We start from the raw sequence: 17,128 nt of genomic DNA on the forward strand, positions 1-17,128 counted from the left end.
GGGCGGTGGGCTGGTCGGTGAGGTCCATGAGGTCCGTTCTACCCCGCCGCGGCCCCCGCCGCCGAGCGAACCGGACACTCCGGCACCCAGCGGCTCCGACGAAGACCCGGCGCAGGTCGTCGAGGGTCACCGAACCGGTCACCTGCGCCCCGTCGGGGGTGTGCTGCGGGCCCAGTCGGCCGGTGGCCAGCCGCAGCCACGCCTCGGCCGGGGCCACCAGCTCGCCGTCGGGACGCTCCGGCGCGTCGACGATCTCGACCTTCTCGCCCAGCCGCAGCCCGAACGTCCGCTCCGGCGCGTGCAGCCGGACCAGCAGAGTGGCCTCCCGGCCGGCCAGCTCCTGCGGTCGGCTGGTCCAGGCCAGCATGCCGCCGATCTGGTCGAGCAGCAGCGCCACCGCCCCCGGCGTCACCGCCGCGAACCTGTTGAACGCCACCTCGGCGTCCCACTGGTGCAGGGCGAACTCGCTGAGCCGGAACCGGGCCGCGGTGGCGACGTCGACCGGCTCCGGCAGGAAGCCGAGGTCGATCCGCATCGAGGCCCGGGTCTCGGCGTCCAGCGCCTCGTACGCCTCGACCAGCCGTTCGTTGGTCGCGAGGAACCCGGCGGCGTGCTCGGCCGGGGCCATCGCGTCCCAGCGGGCCCAGACGCCACGGTTGAAGTCCCCGTCCGGGCCGGGCGCGCCGGTGCGGGCGGCGTCCAGCGTCGCCAGGTTGATCTCGGCGCCGCTGCCCAGGTGGCTCAGCACCTGGGACACCTGCCACTCGCTGGCCCCCGACGGCCGGAGCAGGTCGTCCTCCTTGAGGTCCCGTACGAGCGCGGCGAGCTCCTCGTGGCCCGCGCGCAGAGCTGTGATGATCTGGTCAGCAGGGGTCGACATGGATCTCCTCAAACGGAAATTCGACGATGGTCGGGACGCTACCGGACGTGGCCGCCGGCCGGTCCACCCCCACTGGCGGGGCGATCCGGCCGGCGGCCACGTCGGTCAGCTCAGCCCATGTGCACGGTGTTGCCGGTCGGGATGTCCTCCTTGCGGACCTTCACCAGCACCAGGGTGGCCAGTCCGGCGAGCACGATCAGCGCCGCGCCCCAGGCGAAGGCCACCCGGTAGCCGTGTACCAGCGCCTCGACCTGGTTGACCGGGTTCGGCGCCCGGCCGACCAGATAGGCGGCGACCGCGCTGGTGTAGAAGGTGTTCAGCAGTGCGGTGCCGAGCGAGCCACCGATCTGCTGGGTGGCGTTGAGCGTCGCGCTGGCCGCGCCGGCGTCGTGCTCCGGCACGCCGACCAGGGCGAGGCTGGACAGCGGGACGAAGGTGAAGCCCAGCCCCAGGCCCAGGACGACCTGCGCGGGCAGCAGGTGGGTGAGGAACGAGGTGTCCACGTCGATCTGGGTCAGCACCAGCATGCCCAGGGCGGCGAGCGCCGCACCGGCGACCATCAGCGGCTTGGCACCCAACCGGGGCATCAGCTGGCTGGCGCCTCCCGCGGCGATCAGCACACCGGCGGTGACCGGCAGGGACGCGAGACCGGCTTCGAGGGGCTTGTACTGCAACACCACCTGGAAGTAGAAGGTCAGGAAGAGGAACGCCCCGAACAGGCCGGCGCCGATCAGCGTCGAGGTGAGGAACGCCCCGCCCCGGTTGCGGTCGAGCAGGATCCGCAGCGGCAGCAGCGGGTGGCTGGAGCGCAGCTCGATCACCACGAAGGCGGCGAGCAGCACCACGCCCGCGGCGATGAAAGCGAGCGTCGCGGTGGCGTCCCAGCCGTCCTCGGCGGCCTTGGTGAAGCCGTAGACCAGGGAGACCAGACCGGCGGTCACCACGATCGCACCGGGCACGTCGTAGCGGGTGTTGCCGTGGGCCCGGCTCTCCGGGACCAGCGGCAGCGCGAATGCGATGGCGATGGCGGCGACCGGAATGTTGACCAACAGGCACCAGCGCCAGTCGGCGTACTCGGTGAGCACGCCGCCGAGCAGCAGGCCGACCGCCGAACCACCGCCGGCGATGGCGCCGTACACGGCGAAGGCCTTGGCCCGCTCGGTGGCCTCGGTGAACAGGACGGTGAGCAGCGCCAGCGCGGCCGGGGCGAGCAGCGCGCCGAAGGCGCCCTGCAACGCGCGGGCGGCGAAGAGCATCTCACCGGTGGTGGCCAGACCGCCCAGGGCGGAGGCGAGCGCGAAACCGGTCATCCCGACCAGGAAGGTGCGCTTGCGCCCCCAGTAGTCGGCGATGCGACCGCCGAGCAGCAGCAGACCACCGAAGGCCAGCGTGTAGGCGGTGATCACCCACTGCCGGTTCGCGTCGGTGATCCCCAGGTCGGCCTGGGCCTGCGGCAGCGCGATGTTCACGATGGTGGCGTCCAGGACGACCATCAGCTGTGAGACCGCGATGACCGCCAGCGCGATCCAGCGCCGCGGGTGCGGTGCGCCTGTCGACGCCCCGGCGTTGGGCGCGCCGGGCGCGGTCGAGGTGGTTCCGGGCATGGTGAAGCCTTCCGTGTTGCGAATATCGGTGAATCAGGCCGGCGACGGACGGTCGTGCTGATAGCGGAGTACCGGGATCAGCACCTGGTCGACGACCTGGGTGAGGAACGCGTCATCGGCGGGTAGGCCGTGCGCGACGATGCGGGACATGGTGAGCGCGGGCGCCAGATCGTGGAACAGCTCCCGCTCGCCGGCCTCCGGCGGGATCTCCCCGCGGGCGGCGGCCCGGACCAGGATGGCGGTGCTGGCCACCCGCCCGGCCGGCAGCACCTGGTGACGCACCAGACGTTCCAGCTCGGGGTTGGTCCGCATGGCGAAGGTCAACGCCTGCATCAGGTCACAGTCGGCCGTGCAGATCGCGGCCGTGGCCCGCAGCAACTCGATCAGGTCGCCGCGCAGGGAGCCGGTGTCGGGCGGGTTGTGGACACCCACGTGCCGGTCGCGCAGGGCGGCGACGACCAGCTCGGCCTTGCCGTCCCAGCGCCGGTAGATGGTGGCCTTGCTGACGTGGGCGCGGGCGGCGACGGCGTCGATGGTCATCCGGTCGAAGCCGACCTCGCGCAGGGTGTCGGTGACGACGGTGAACAGGTCGCTGTCGGTGCAGCGCGGAGCCCGGGCTGCCGGAACCCCGGCACCCGCGCCCACCTGCTGACCACCCAGCATCCCAACCCCCCGCGAAACGATGTCGTACTGACACTAGTTCGCGGTTGACTGATCGTGCAGGTTTTCGTGAGTTGCCTCGCACTGAGCCGGCGAAACGGTCACGTTTCCACCGGGGGTCCGGCGAGTGAACGGGTGGTCAGCCGCCGGGGGCGAGGACCACCGGCACTGCCATCGTGTTGATCCGCGCGCCGTTCTCTGCGGACACCTCGTACACCTCGACAGTGCCCTTCTGCTCGCCGACCGCGCGCCAGCCGACCACCACCCGGTAGCCACCGCGGCAGCCGCTGCCGCAGCTGGCGGTGCCGAAGCCGGTGGCCACCTCCCGGCCGGCGGCGTCCAGCACCCGGACGCTCACAGTGGCCTCGAACACGGTGGCGGTGCCGGTGACCACGAGCGGGGCGGAGACGCGCTCGCCGGGGGTCGGTCCGGTGACCACGATCGGTGGCAGCAGGTCCGCGTAGTCCGTCCGGTCCACCGGGGCGGCGCCGTCGAGGCGGACCTGACGCACGCTGGGGAACTGGGTGAGCGTCCACACCACCTGCGCCTCGCGCAGCCGCCGGGTGGCCGTGTCGCCGACGGACGGCACCCGCAGCGTCGCCACGCCGTCGGCGATGCGGGTGACCTCGACGCCGGCCGCAAGCAGGGTGGTCATCCCGCTTGCAGCCTCGGCCGGGCTCGGTCCGGCGGCCAGTTCGGTCAGCGCCAGCCGGGACGTCGCGACAGTGGCCGGCCGGGTGCGCCGGGTCGGCACGAGCAGCCCGGCGCGGACGTACCACAGCTCGATGGTCACCGGGTCCGGCCGGCGCGTGCCGGTGGACGCACCCGTCGACGGACTCGGCGGCCGGTTCGTGGGTGGTGGCGTCGGCTCCGCGGCCCGGGTCGAGGTGGGTTCCGGGCGCTCGGTGGGCCCGGCGGCGGGCGCGGCGCTCGGCGGCGGCGCGGTGGGCGCCGGGCCGAGGTCACCGGAGCGGGGAGTACCGCAGCCGCCGAGCAGGAGCGCCGCGACGAGCACCGGTACGCCCAGCCCGACCGCGCCACGGCCGGTCATCCCACACCGCCCGCCGCGCCGGCGCTACGCCCAACCGGACCCGGGCGCGGCAGGTCACCGTGTGGACCGGCGGGACCGTCAGCTGGCAACTCCAGCCGGAACCGGGTCCCCTCGCCCGGTTCGCTGCGCACGCCCAGCGCGCCGCCGAGCAGCTCGGCGTGCTCCCGCGCGATGGCCAGCCCGAGCCCACTGCCCGGCGCGGAGCGGGACGGATCGACCTGGTGGAACCGGTCGAACACGCGGGGCAGATGCTCGGCCGGGATGCCCGGCCCCTCGTCGGTGACCTCGAAGACGACCAGGGGGCCCGCGCCCGCCACGGCGGCGGTGATCTCGCCACCGCCGTGCTCGACCGCGTTGGCGACCAGGTTGGCCAGCACGCGCTCCAGCCGACGCCTGTCGGTGCGCACCGCGACCGGACCACCGGTGACCCGCACCCGGGGCGACCAGCCGCGCGCCGCGACGATGCCGTGCAGCAGTGCCAACGCGTCGACCGGCCCGACGACCAGCTGCTCCCGCCCGGCGTCCAGTCGGGAGATCTCCATCAGATCCTCGACCAACCGGCGCAGCCGGACCACGTCGCCGACCAGCAGCCGGGCCGCCGGCCGGGCGTCGTCGGGCAGCTGGTCGAGGTGCTCGCGCAGCAGCGACGCCGCGGCCACCAACGCGGTCACCGGGGTACGCAGCTCGTGCGCGACATCGGCGGTGAACCGCCGCTCCCGGGCCTGCGCGGCCGACAGCGCCGCGATCTTCGACTCCAGTGCCTCGGCCATCTCGTTGAACGTCGCCGCCCAGACGCTGAACTCGTCGCGCCCGCGTACCGGCAGGCGGGTGGTGAGCAGGCCCTCGGTGAGCGCTCGGGCGGCCCGGCTGGCCCGGCCCACCGGCTCCAACGTGCGGCGGGCCAACGCGTGACCAACGGCGGCGGCGAGCAGCACCACGAGCACCCAGCCGGCCACCAGCGCGGTGCGTAGCTGACCCAGGTCGCTGGCGACGTCGTCCTCCACGGTCAGGACGTACAGCTCGGCGGTCGAGCCGGGAATGCGCGCACCGATCACCAGCAGCCGAGGACGCTCCGTCGGCGTGGAGCGCTGATAGCCGAGCCGCCCGTCCGCGACGACGGCCCGCAACCGGGTGCCCAGCACCGGGGCGTACGCGGGGTGCGAGGCGCGGGTCGGGCCGTCGACGAGCAGCACGTGCCGACCGCTGGCCTCGAAGCTGGTGAGCAGTTCGGTGCTGCGCTGCTCGGTCAGCGGCAGGAACTGCCCGGCGAGGACGAGTTGGTAGCGGGCGTCGGCGGCGGCCTCGTGCAGCGACGCGTCCAGCCAGGACTGCCGCAGCAGCAGTCCGGTCCCGCCGGCGAGCAGCCCGGCCGAGACGCCGGCGACCAGGACGAACGCGATCGTCAGTCGGCGCCGCAGGCGGCCGGGGAACACCGCGCGTTCGGCCATCGCCGCCCCCCCGTCAGCCCGTCGACAGTTTGTAGCCGGCGCCGCGCACGGTCCGGATCAGCCGTGGCTGCGCCGGGTCGTCCTCGATCTTCGCGCGTAGCCGCTGCACCGCCACGTCGACCAGTCGGGAGTCGCCGAGGAAGTCGTGGTTCCAGACCAGGTCCAGCAGCAGATCCCGGGTGAAGACCTGACCGGGCCGGCGGGCCAGCTCCAGTAACAGGCGGAACTCGGTGGCGGTGAGCGCCACCTCCTGGCCGTGCCGGCGCACCACGAAGCCGCCCGGGTCGATCTCCAGGCCGCCGATCTCGATGACTGTCGAGGGGGCCAGCCGGCTCACCCGGCGCAGCACCGAGCGGACCCTGGCCACCAGCTCGGGCAGGTCGAAGGGCTTACGCAGATAGTCGTCAGCGCCGCACTCCAGCCCGACCACCACGTCGATGGTGTCGGTACGCGCGGTCAGCATCAGGATCGGCACCTGGCTGGTCCGCCGGATCTCCCGGCAGACCTCCAGGCCGTCCAGGCCCGGCAGCATGATGTCGAGCACGATCAGGTCGACCGGGTGGGCTCGGAACGTGGCCAGGGCCTGCCGCCCGTCGACGGCGGTGTCGACCCGGAACCCGGCGCGGCGCAGACCGAGGGCGGTGACCTCCCGGATCGAGAAGTCGTCCTCGACCACCAACACGCGGCCCTCCATCATCCGAGGGTAGACCCGGCGCCACAGTGCGTAGTCCTGGCACAACGGTCGACATCGGCGGCCGGCTGGCCCCCTCCGGGCGGGCACCGCCCAACCGCTATCGAAATGCGGGCTAGTGCGCCGCTCTTCGGCCATGAACCAATGGCAGACTGTGGTTGTGCTGCTTCGGTTCAACTACCGTGTCTATCCGACGTCGGGCCAGCAGCAGGCGCTGGCGCGGGCGTTCGGGTGCGCGCGGGTGGTGTTCAACGATGGGCTGCGCGCACGTCAGCTGGCGCGGGAGGCTGGCCTGCCATATGTGACGGACGCGGAACTGTCTCGACAGGTCACGGCGGCCAAACTCACCCCGGAGCGTGCGTGGCTGGGTGAGGTGTCGGCGGTGGTGTTGCAGCAGGCCCTCGCGGACCTGAACACCGCGTACCGCAACTTCTTCACCTCAGTTTCCGGCAAGCGCAAGGGCCGCACGGTGGCTGCGCCCCGATTCCGGTCGCGCAAGGACAACCGGCAGGCCATCCGATTCACGGCCAACGCCCGGTTCAAGGTGCTGGACAACGGACGGCTCAGGCTGCCGAAGATTGGCGACGTGCAGGTGCGCTGGTCGCGGACGCTGCCCGCCATGCCGACGTCGGTGACGGTGATCCGGGACGCGGCGGGTCGGTACTTCGCGTCGTTTGTCGTGCAGAGCACGGACGTGCCGCTGCCGTCGGCCGCGTCCGAGGTGGGTATCGACCTGGGCCTGACGCACTTCGCGGTCATGTCCGACGGCACGAAGGTCACCGCGCCGAAGTTCCTGCGTCGCGCGGCACGCAAACTGAAGCGGTTGCAGCAGGACCTGTCGCGCAAGCAGCATGGCAGCCGCAACCGCAGAAAGGCCGTTGTCAAGGTCGCCCGCGCCCACGCGCGGGTGACCGACACCCGGCGGGACTGGCAGCACAAGCTGTCCACGGCGATCATCCGCGACAACCAAGCGGTGTACGTCGAGGACCTGTGCGTGACCGGGCTCGGCCGCACGCGGCTGGCGAAGTCGGTGTACGACGCCGGGTGGGCGCAGTTCACCGCGATGCTGGAGTACAAGGCTGCCCGGTACGGGCGCACCTTCGGCCGGGTGGACCGGTTCTTCCCGTCCACCCGGATGTGCTCGGACTGCGGCCGGATCACCGACAAGATGACGCTGAACGTTCGTGCGTGGGTCTGCCCGTGTGGCAGTCACCACGACCGGGACGTGAACGCCGCCAGGAACATCAGGGCCGCCGGACGGGCGGACCTCAACGACCGTGGAGCGCAGATAAGACCGGCATCCGTGCCGGCACCGCGCAGGGAAACGGTAACCCGCCGGGAGCCCGCCCCTACCGGGGTATAGCAGACCGGAATCTGCGCCCTTCAAGGCGCAGAGGACGTCAAGGTCAGGTGTTTCGGCACCCCTGAACCAGCTGACACGAAAGGGCACGACGTGAAACGTCATGGCTGCGTGATCCGACTCCGCCCCGAGCAGCGGGAAACCTACCTGCGGTTGCACGCCGCCGTCTGGCCGAGCGTGGAGAAGACGCTGCGCGAGGCGAACTTCCGCAACTACACCATCTTCCTCCACGACGATCTGCTCTTCGGCTACTACGAGTACGTGGGCGACGACTACGAGGCCGACCTGCGGCTGATCGCGGCGGACCCGCAGACGCAGGAGTGGTGGAAGCTGACCGACCCGTGTCAGGAGTCGATCGCCGAGCCCGGCTCGGGGGACTGGTGGGCCCCGATGCGCGAGGTCTGGCACCTCGCCGACGAGGTGGGCGGGCAGGCGCCCGACCCGACCCAGCAGGGCGCCGGCAGCTAGCCGGTCGGGTGGGCGCCATCGGGTGGTCGGGGCCGGTCGGTCCCGACCATCCGTGTCGACCGGTGGGAGGCGAGCCCGAGGACGTTGGTACGCCCCAGCGGGGTGACAACTCAGCTCCCGCATTGAAGAATAGCTTCATTGTTGTATGTAGATTTGTCGACATCTTACGGAGGAAGCGTGCTCACGAGAAGGAACCTGCTCGTCGCCGCCGGTGCGGCGGTGGTCGGCGCCGTACCGCTGGCTGGCCCGGCCTCGGCCGCGTTGCCGCAGCTGGACATGGAGGCGCTGATCAAGGCGGCGCAGATCGACCCGCGTCGGCCGGACACCGCGCTGACCGAGGGGGCCAAGGACAGCGTCCTGCTGGTGGAGCGCGCACTCCAGGCGAGAGGACTGCTCTCGTCGGCGTACGTCGACGGTCATTTCGGCACCAGCACGATCGCCGCGTACGCCGCGTACCAGCGGTCCCTCGGCTACACCGGTCTCGACGCGACAGGTCTTCCCGGCCCGTCGTCGCTGCGATCGCTCGGCGAGGGGCGGTACACCGTGGCCAGGGCGATCTCGCCAGGCAGCGTGGTGACACTGCGCGGTGTGCAGGTCAACACGCGCACCAGGTCGATGCTGTTCGAGGCCGAACGCCTGCTCGGCCGTCAGCTCGGCATCACGCAGGGCTCGTACAGCAGCGGTGTGGGTGCCTCCGCCGGCACGCACGACGGCGGCGGCGCGCTCGACCTCTCCGTCAGCGGTCTCTCCTCGGCGGTCCGGACGGACGTGCTGCGTCGCCTGCGCACCGTGGGCTTCGCCGCGTGGCTGCGGACCCCGGCCCAGGGGGACTGGGGTTACCACATCCACGCCATCGCGCTCTCCGACACCGACCAGTCGACCGGTGCGCAGAACCAGGCCGGCGACTATTACCTCGGTCGTAACGGCCTGGCCAACCGGGGCGTCGATGATGGACCGACGGTCAGCCCGAAGCGGACCTGGGAGGAGTACCAGCGCGCGCTCTGAGGCCCCATTCCGATGCCGGCTGTTCGGCGTACAGAGGAGCGAAATTGTCCATCCGTCGTAGCCGTTTCCTGCGCGGCACCGTCGCCGTGCTCACCACGATCCTCACCACCGCGGCGATCAGCGTCGCCAGTTCGACCGGGGCCCAGGCGGCCGTGAACACCTCGACGAGTTACCTGGTGGTCTACAACAACAACATCGAGAACTGGCTGCCGAGCTCCTGCGCGGACGGGTACAGCTGGGACCGGCTGATCACCTACCTCAAGGGTCGGCCGCTGAGCCCGGACATCTTCACCGTGCAGCAGGTGTCCAACCAGACGCAGCTCAACACCCTCACGCGGCGCCTCTCCGACGAGCTGCCCGGTACGTACGCCGGACAGATCGCGATCGCGAGCCCGGGTTCGATGGGTTACACCAGCACCTGCGGCAAACTGAAGAACCAGCAGACCAATGCGGTCATCTACCGCTCGGACCGGTTCACGTTCGAGGACGCCACCCGGTGGAGATCCGACGCCCCCGAGGACTACGACGCCGGCACCGGTGGGTGCCAGAACCTCGAACCCACCCGCAGCAGCCAGGACCGCGTCCACAACATCGCCGTTCGACTGCACGACAACCTCCGCAACGAGGACGTGTCGGTGGCCTCGATCCACTGGCCGACCAACACCTGGCACGGGCCCACGTGCGCCGACGAGAACATCAAGGAGGCCGACGAGGCGATGGACCGCCTCGGTGGCGCCCTGAAGATCGTCGCGGGTGATGCCAACGCCGAGCCCGAGGACGCGGGCTGGTGGAACGACGGCAGGGCCGACGGGTACCGCGACCCGATCGCCGAGAAGTGCGGCAGCCGCGACTGCTCCTCGGCGTACGACACCAACGGCAGTCGGCGGATCGACTTCCTGCTGGTCAAGAGCGGCAACGGCTTCAGCAACGCCGCGACCATCACGCCGTCGATGGCCGGCGGCGAGTACTCCGAGCACCGCGCCGTGACCGCCTACGTGAACTACTGACGACCCCTTAGCTGGACTGCACGCCGGCCGGTGATCCGGCCGGCGTGCCGTCGGTCACCGGTCGGTCAAGCTGCGAGAATCGGTGGTTGGGCTCGCCCGTCAGGTTCCGAGACTGCCTCGCGTTGGAAAGTCTTCGACACATGTGTGGGCGTGCCTGTCGATTGGGATCGGTTCAGTTCGTAGCCCTGGTGAGAGCCCGGCATCGCAACGCTGTCGCGCGCCGCCTGGCCGCCTGACCTGTACCCATCCCACCATCGAGCTACCGGAGGATCGTCATGAAGCAGTACCTGCTGTCCGTGCACGTCGTCGAGGGCGCGCCGACGCCGTCCGACGAGGAGACGCAGACCATGTTCAGGGAGACGGATCGGATCAACGACGACATGCAGGCCGCCGGCGCCTGGGTCTTCGCCGGGGGACTCACCTCGCCGGACAGCGCCACCGTCGTCCGGGTCGAGAACGGCACCACCGCCGTGAGCGATGGGCCGTTCGCCGAGACGAAGGAGCACATCGCCGGGTTCTGGGTCATCAGGTGCGCGGACCTGGACGCGGCGCTGGCCTGGGCCGAGAGGTGCGCGGCGGCCTGCGGGCCGATCGAGGTGCGCCCCTTCGACGACCTGTCCCAGGGCTGACCAGGAGCCGGTCTCGCGACATGGACCTGGCGAGCATCTATCGCGCGGAGTACGGCCGCTGCGTCGCCACCCTGGCCCGCCTCCTCGGTGACATCAACCTCGCTGAGGAGGCCGTCCAGGACGCGTTCACCACGGCGCTGCAGAAGTGGCAGGCCCTGCCGCCGAACCCGGGCGCCTGGATCGTGACCACCGCACGCAACCGTGCCGTCGACCGGCTTCGCCGGGAGTCGACCCGCGAGGCCCGACACGCCCAGGCCCTGCTGCTGTATCACCAGGATGAGCCCCCGGAGGTGGGACCGGTGCAGGACGACCAGCTGCGACTCATCTTCACCTGCTGTCACCCCGCGCTCGCCCCGGAGGCGCGGACGGCGCTCACCCTGCGTCTGCTGGGCGGCCTCGAAGTACCGGAGATCGCCCGGGCCTACCTGGTCCAGCAGGCGACCGTCGCCCAGCGGATCGTCCGCGCCAAGAAGAAGATCCGCGACGCCGCCATCCCGTACCGGGTACCGGCCGAACATGAGCTGCCGGACCGGCTGCCGCCCGTCCTCGCCGTGCTCTACCTGATGTTCAACGAGGGTTACGCGTCCACCGCCGGCCCGCTGATCAGGACGGACCTGTGCGCCGAGGCGATCCGGCTCGCCCGCGAACTCGCCGCGCTGATGCCCGACGAGCCCGAGGTCCTGGGCCTTCTCGCCCTGCTGTTGCTGACCGAGGCGCGCCGACCGGCCCGGCTCGGCCCGACCGGTGAACTGGTCCTGCTGGCCGACCAGGACCGGTCACTGTGGAATCGGCAGCTCATCGCCGAGGGCCATGATCTGGTCCGCCGTTGCCTGCGCCGCAACCGGCCCGGCCCGTACCAGATCCAGGCCGCGATCAGCGCTGTGCACACCGACGGCGCCGCCACCGACTGGCCGCAGGTCCTGGCACTGTACGACCAACTTCTCGCGCGCGCGCCAACCCCGGTCGTGGCGCTCAACCGTGCGGTCGCCGTCGCCGAGGTGCACGGGCCGGCGGTGGCCCTCGCCGCGCTGGAGGACGTCGCCCTCCCGGGCTACCACCGGCTGCCTGCCACCCGGGCCGAACTGCTGGCCCGGCTCGGACGCGACGACGAGGCCCGAGCCGCCTACGACCAGGCCGCGGCACTGGCCACCAACGAGACCGAGCGGGCCCACCTGGAGACCCGTCGTACCGAACTCACCAGTGAATGGAGAGCATCATGACCGCCACCTACACCGTCGACGTCTTTTCCAGCCTCGACGGCTTCGGCACCACGAGCGGAAACTGGGGCGGGTACTGGGGTAAGCAGGGCCCCGAACTGCTCGCGCACCGCCTGTCCGTCTACAGCGCGGAGCAGCGCATGGTGTTCGGGGCCAACACGTACCGGGCGTTCGCGCAGATGCTGGCCGCGAGCACCGACGAGTCCGAGGTCCGCGACGCCTGGGTGACCCAGATGAGGAACCTCCCGGCGACGGTGGTGTCGAACACGCTGGAAGGCCCCCTCGACTGGCCGGACGCGACGGTCGTGCCCGGCGACGCCGTCGACGTCGTCGCCCAGCTCAAGGAGGAGTCCGACGTGCCATTGCGATCGCACGGCAGCCTGTCGTTGAACCGGGCGCTGATGGCCGCCGGGCTGGTCGACGTCGTCCAGGTGACGATCTTCCCGGTGATCACCGGACAGACCGGCACCGAGCCGATCTTCCAGGGAGCGGCCGACTTCGACCTGGAGCTGATCGAGAGCCGGACCCTCGACGGCCGCACCCAGGAGCTCGTCTACCGACCCACCCTGCACGTCTGACCGAGCATGCCGCCCAGGCGGGTTGGTGCCTCGCTTGGCCATCCGCTCGAACTGGGCGGACGGCCAAGCGGATCGGCCGGCTCCGATCACCACTGGTGGGCGACGTCGAGCACCACCCGGCTGTGAGTGCCGGGGCCGGCGAGTACGAGCACCCGGAACGGCAACCGCGCCCGTACGCCGATGGCGAAGGTGCTGTAGCCCTCGAAGCTGCCGCCGAAGACCACGTCGCGCAGCGTCGGGTAGCGCAGCAGGTTCGCCACGTGCTCACCGACCGCGTAGGGCACGGTGCCCAGGTGGTCGTCGTCGTACGCCGGGGCCCGCAGCGAGACCCGCAGCAGCGCGCCCCCGGCGGTGTACGGCGACAGCGCCAGCCCCTCGCCCTCGGTCCACGTCTCGCCGTAGCCGATCGCGTAACCGTCCACCGGGCCGTTGAACTCGAACACGACCCGGTCGTAGCAGTCGTGCCGGCCGGTCCGTACGTCGACCAGCGGGGCGTCGCTCAGCGCGCCGGCCGTCTTCTCCGCGCTGCCCCAGGTGATCCCGCAGTACGCCGCTGTGCCCGCGGTGCCCGCGGCGGTGCTGCTGCCGGCGCTGGCGATCAGCCCGGCGAGGACGACCGCCAACGCGGTCAGTGCGCTCCTGATCCTCATTGTGGTGGCTCCGTTCGCTACCGGGGCCACGTCGCGGCGGCGCTGCCGGTGACCCTCTGCCGTCACCGTCGTCCTGCCCCGGCACAGGCGCTTCGCCGCGGCGTAACCGCTGAGTAACGGTGACCGATGGTCAGTCGACCGTCGGCGGCCGGTGGAGCGTGCGCAGCGGGGAGCAGAACACCGGCAGCCAGGTCAGCGCGTTCGCGATCGCCCCGACCACCAGTGTGGTCCGGACGCCACCGTACTGTCCGAGCACTCCGGCGAGTACCGCACCGATGGTGAGGGCCCCGGTGAGCAGAAACCGGAAGGTGGCGTTCATCCGCCCGAGCAGCGCGTCCGGGGTGACACCCTGGCGCAGGCTGACCCCGATCACGTTGCCTACTCCCGTCCGCCAGGCCAGCGCCAGCCAACCGACCGCCGCCACCCAGAGCATCGGCCCCGTGTCGATCAGCGTGACCAACCCGCCGAGCGGCCCGGCGAGCAGCCCGGGCAGCCAGAGCGCGCGACCATGACCAATCCGCTCGGCGAGCGGGCGCGCGGTCACCGCGCCGAGCAGGGCGCCGATCCCGCCCAAGCCGAGGAACAGGCCGAGGGCAGCGGCGCCCAGCCCCAGTTCGCGTAGGAACACCACCGGCAGCAGGGTGGTGGTCAGCTGCATGGTCAGGTTGATGCTCGCGGTCGAGAGGGCGAGCGGGCGGAGCAGGGGATTGCCGGTCACGTGCCGGACGCCCGCGCCGAGCTGTTGGACGAAGCCGCCCGGCACCTGCGGCGGACGCCCGCGGGGTGCCTCGGCACGGATCCGGGCCAGAATCGCACCGGACACGACGAAGGTCACCGCGTCCAGCACGATCGCGACTGGCGCCGTGAGCGCCTGTACAACGATCCCGCCCAGACCTCGACCCGCAATCTGCATGGTCGCGCCGGTGCTCATCATCAGTGCGTTCGCCGCCACCAACCGGCGCCGGCCGACCAGCTCCGGCAGGTAGCTCTGCGCGGCGACGTCGGCGAAGACGGTGGCGACTCCGGTGAGCAGTACCACCAGGTACAGCTGCGGGATGGTCAGCCACCCGGCCCACCATCCCACCGGCACCGATGCGACCAGCGCCGCCCGGGTGAGATCGGTGGTGACCAGGACGGCGCGGTGCGGCAGCCGGTCGACCCAGACTCCGGCCGGCAGGCCGATCAGCAGGAACGCGGCGGTGCTCAGCGCACCGAGCAGCCCCACCTCACCAGGGCCTGCCGACAGTAGGGACACCGCCAACACCGGAACGGCCAACTGGCCGATGTGGAAACCGACGCCATTGATGAGGGCGGCGGCGTAGAGCAGTCGGAAGGAACGCGGCCAGAGATCGTCCTGGTCCTTCGATCCGGTCGTCATCGAGGCGGTGGTCATGCGGCCACGGTGCTGGCGGCAGCGCCTCGAACCGATAGATTTGACTCTCGCCGAATCCGTCGGGGGCGCCCAATGATGCTTGTCGGTCTGAACGCGCGGGACCTGGCGATGACCCGATTTGCGGTGTCACCGCTCTGGGAAGCTGTGGCGAGTGTGCGGATCATCAAGCGGCCGCATCAGTTTCCGGAGCATCTGGCCTGGTCCGAGCGGGTCCAGCCACGCTTGGCCGGCGTGCGGTGGCAGCTCCTCGCCGAACTGGTGCAGATGCCGACGCCGATCATCCCGACCTTCGTCTGCCCACCGCCGGCCACCTCACAGCCCACCCTTGACATCGAGTTGGCATCCCTCGTCGCCACCCCCGCCGAAGCGGTGCGGGCCAGCCTCGACGAGCTGCCCGGGCCCCGGTCATCGCCCCTGGCGGCGCTCTACGCCGACCCGCCGTGTCACCTGGCTCGGCTGGCCGAGGCCATCCGGGCGTATGTGGACGCGGTCATCGCGCCCTACTGGCCTCGGATGCGCACCCTGCTCGAGCGGGAGGTGCTGCTCGGCGCACAGCGAATGGCCACTGACGGGGTTCATGGCCTACTCAACCAGCTCGACCCCTTCGTCCGGCTGGAGGCCGACACGCTGTCGGTGGAACACATCGCATTGGCCGGCACGGTGCGACTCGACGGGCGGGGTCTGCTGCTCGTACCGTCCGTATTCATCGGCCGCCGGGTGTGGTCCAACTTCGGCTCTCCTGAACAACCGGTGCTGCGCTTCCCGGCGCGGGCGGTGGCAACACTGTGGGAACGGAACGCGACCCCGCAGGGGCGCGGGTTGGCGCGGGTGCTGGGTCGCACCCGGGCGGTGCTGCTGCACGAACTGGCCGTTCCGACCTCGACCGTGGAACTGGCTGTCAGGTGTGGTCTCACGCCGGGCACCGTTTCGCAGCACCTCGGTGCGCTTCGCCAAGCCGGCCTGGTGAGCACCCACCGCGTCGGACGCTTCGTCCTCTACGCCCGCACGACGGCGGCAGAGGCGATGATCGCCGCCAGCGGCGCGGCTGCCAGCTGACGCCGGTTGGCTTCGAGCGACCGGGGGCCGCCGGGATGTTGGACACCGTCATCGGTATGACGCTTCCGCTATGTCGAACATCGATCGCCGTCACATTAATATTTACGTGCATCGATGACCCGGTGGCTGACGGCCGCCGGACGACCGCAGGGGAGTACCCGATGTTCCGAGGACAACTGAGACGCGCGGCGCTGGCCATGCTGGTGGCGATCCTGGCGGCGGCCGGGATGCAGCTCGCCACCGGCACGCCGGCCGCCGCCGTCCGGACCGTCTACTACGACGCGAGCCGGACCGGCGAGTTCCGCACCAACTTCGACCAGGCGGCGCAGATCTGGAACAGCCGGGTCAGCAACGTCCGACTCCTGGCCGGCACCCCGGCAAGCATCACCATCTACGTCGACGACGGCTGGCCCCGCGCGCAGCCGACCGGCCTCGGCTCTGGCCGCATCTGGATGGGCCGCACGGCCGTCAACCAGGGCTACGACCGCACCCGCATCGCCACCCACGAGGTCGGCCACATCCTGGGCCTGCCGGACCGGCGCACCGGCCTCTGCTCCGACCTGATGTCCGGCAGCAGCGCACCGGTCTCCTGCCGCAACGCGAACCCCAGCGCCGCCGAGGCGAGCCGGGTGAACTCGCTGTTCGCCGGCACCCTGGCCGCGCCGGCCAGCACGACCTACACCTGGGACGGCGCCTCGGACATCAGCCCGCTGGTGGTCGGAGGCCGGCCGGCCACCGAGAACTACCCCTTCATGGTGTACGTCTCCGGCTGCACCGGCACGCTGATCAAGGGCAACTGGGCTGTCACCGCCAAGCACTGTTCGACGCCGTCCTCGGTGCGGGTGGGCAGCGTCAACCGTTCCAGCGGCGGGACCGTGGTGCGGGTGACCCGTGCGGTCGACCACCCGAGCGTCGACGTCAAGCTGCTGCAACTGGCCAGCTCGGTCACGTACGCGCCAGCCCCGATCCCGAGCACCTCCGGCGCGGTCGGCACCGCCACCCGGATCATCGGCTGGGGCCAGACCTGCGCCCCGCGGGGCTGCGGTTCGGCTCCGGCCGTTGCCAACGAACTCGACACGTCCATCGTGGCCGACAGCCGCTGCTCCGGCATCAACGGCCCGTACGAGATCTGCACCAACAACACCAACGGCAACTCCGGCGCCTGCTACGGCGACTCGGGTGGGCCGCAGGTACGCCGGGTCAACGGAGTGTGGAACCTGATCGGCGCCACGAGTCGGGCCGGCAACAACAACTCCACCTGCGCCACCGGCCCGTCCATCTACGTCGACCTGCCGTCGATCCGATCGTGGATCTCCACTCAGGTGGGTGGTCTGCCGGTCTGACCATCAGCGACACCACGGGCGGGGGCGAGCGCCAGACGCGCCCCCGCCCGTGGTGTGCCGGTGTCGCCCACGCGATCCCACGATGCGG

At 71.2% G+C, this 17,128-nt stretch carries 17 protein-coding genes; 9 read left to right on the top strand and 8 right to left on the bottom strand.

Annotated elements, in window-relative coordinates; translation table 11 throughout:
- From ABZS40_RS29080 to ABZS40_RS29105, 6 genes are all read right to left on the bottom strand, one after another.
- The coding region (locus ABZS40_RS29080) for a maleylpyruvate isomerase family mycothiol-dependent enzyme (RefSeq protein WP_354946718.1) at positions 1-880 on the bottom strand (880 nt) is incomplete at its 3' end.
- A 110-nt stretch (positions 881-990) separates the two neighbouring features.
- Complete coding sequence (locus ABZS40_RS29085) at positions 991-2,484, bottom strand: DHA2 family efflux MFS transporter permease subunit (protein ID WP_354946720.1); 1,494 nt, start codon at positions 2,482-2,484, stop codon at positions 991-993.
- A gap of 33 nt (positions 2,485-2,517) precedes the next feature.
- The gene (locus tag ABZS40_RS29090) at positions 2,518-3,147 is read right to left on the bottom strand and encodes a TetR/AcrR family transcriptional regulator (protein ID WP_354946722.1); all 630 of its coding nucleotides are present in this window, start codon (positions 3,145-3,147) and stop codon (positions 2,518-2,520) included.
- A gap of 136 nt (positions 3,148-3,283) precedes the next feature.
- On the bottom strand, positions 3,284-4,195 hold the full coding sequence (locus ABZS40_RS29095; RefSeq protein WP_354946724.1) for a Gmad2 immunoglobulin-like domain-containing protein: 912 nt from the start codon (positions 4,193-4,195) through the stop codon (positions 3,284-3,286).
- Positions 4,192-5,643 carry a HAMP domain-containing sensor histidine kinase gene (locus tag ABZS40_RS29100; protein WP_354946726.1) on the bottom strand — a complete coding sequence of 484 codons (1,452 nt, stop codon included), beginning with the start codon at positions 5,641-5,643 and terminating at the stop codon, positions 4,192-4,194. The genes ABZS40_RS29095 and ABZS40_RS29100 overlap by 4 nt, the downstream gene beginning before the upstream one ends.
- Positions 5,644-5,656: 13 nt before the next feature.
- Positions 5,657-6,337, bottom strand: a complete 681-nt coding sequence (locus ABZS40_RS29105; protein WP_354946728.1) for a response regulator transcription factor — start codon at positions 6,335-6,337, stop codon at positions 5,657-5,659.
- 157 nt (positions 6,338-6,494) lie between these two features.
- Between ABZS40_RS29105 and ABZS40_RS29110 the strand changes: the two genes are divergently transcribed.
- The 7 genes from ABZS40_RS29110 (at position 6,495) to ABZS40_RS29140 (ending at position 12,598) form a co-directional block, all read left to right on the top strand.
- Positions 6,495-7,697 carry a transposase gene (locus ABZS40_RS29110; RefSeq protein WP_354946730.1) on the top strand — a complete coding sequence of 401 codons (1,203 nt, stop codon included), beginning with the start codon at positions 6,495-6,497 and terminating at the stop codon, positions 7,695-7,697.
- Between the two features lie 108 nt (positions 7,698-7,805).
- The gene (locus ABZS40_RS29115; protein WP_354946732.1) at positions 7,806-8,162 is read left to right on the top strand and encodes an L-rhamnose mutarotase; all 357 of its coding nucleotides are present in this window, start codon (positions 7,806-7,808) and stop codon (positions 8,160-8,162) included.
- Between the two features lie 177 nt (positions 8,163-8,339).
- Entirely contained in the window at positions 8,340-9,167 is an 828-nt protein-coding gene (locus tag ABZS40_RS29120; RefSeq protein ID WP_354946734.1) for a peptidoglycan-binding domain-containing protein, read from the top strand.
- A 44-nt stretch (positions 9,168-9,211) separates the two neighbouring features.
- On the top strand, positions 9,212-10,174 hold the full coding sequence (locus ABZS40_RS29125) for a hypothetical protein (RefSeq protein ID WP_354946736.1): 963 nt from the start codon (positions 9,212-9,214) through the stop codon (positions 10,172-10,174).
- A gap of 275 nt (positions 10,175-10,449) precedes the next feature.
- Positions 10,450-10,803 carry a YciI family protein gene (locus ABZS40_RS29130; protein ID WP_354946738.1) on the top strand — a complete coding sequence of 118 codons (354 nt, stop codon included), beginning with the start codon at positions 10,450-10,452 and terminating at the stop codon, positions 10,801-10,803.
- A gap of 20 nt (positions 10,804-10,823) precedes the next feature.
- On the top strand, positions 10,824-12,023 hold the full coding sequence (locus ABZS40_RS29135) for a sigma-70 family RNA polymerase sigma factor (protein WP_354946740.1): 1,200 nt from the start codon (positions 10,824-10,826) through the stop codon (positions 12,021-12,023).
- Positions 12,020-12,598 (top strand): dihydrofolate reductase family protein, encoded by a 579-nt coding sequence (locus tag ABZS40_RS29140; protein ID WP_354946742.1) that lies wholly within the window; start codon positions 12,020-12,022, stop codon positions 12,596-12,598. Before ABZS40_RS29135 ends, ABZS40_RS29140 begins: the two co-directional genes overlap by 4 nt.
- Positions 12,599-12,684: 86 nt before the next feature.
- Here ABZS40_RS29140 and ABZS40_RS29145 read toward each other — a convergent pair whose 3' ends face one another.
- Complete coding sequence (locus tag ABZS40_RS29145) at positions 12,685-13,248, bottom strand: hypothetical protein (RefSeq protein WP_354946744.1); 564 nt, start codon at positions 13,246-13,248, stop codon at positions 12,685-12,687.
- A 130-nt stretch (positions 13,249-13,378) separates the two neighbouring features.
- On the bottom strand, positions 13,379-14,641 hold the full coding sequence (locus ABZS40_RS29150) for an MFS transporter (RefSeq protein ID WP_354946746.1): 1,263 nt from the start codon (positions 14,639-14,641) through the stop codon (positions 13,379-13,381).
- 108 nt (positions 14,642-14,749) lie between these two features.
- Between ABZS40_RS29150 and ABZS40_RS29155 the strand changes: the two genes are divergently transcribed.
- Entirely contained in the window at positions 14,750-15,697 is a 948-nt protein-coding gene (locus tag ABZS40_RS29155; RefSeq protein WP_354946748.1) for a DUF5937 family protein, read from the top strand.
- A gap of 161 nt (positions 15,698-15,858) precedes the next feature.
- Entirely contained in the window at positions 15,859-17,040 is a 1,182-nt protein-coding gene (locus ABZS40_RS29160; protein ID WP_354946750.1) for a snapalysin family zinc-dependent metalloprotease, read from the top strand.
- Positions 17,041-17,128: the final 88 nt, after the last annotated feature.

Source organism: Micromonospora sp. NPDC005324 (assembly GCF_040607155.1).
GTDB classification, from domain to species: domain Bacteria; phylum Actinomycetota; class Actinomycetes; order Mycobacteriales; family Micromonosporaceae; genus Micromonospora; species Micromonospora trifolii.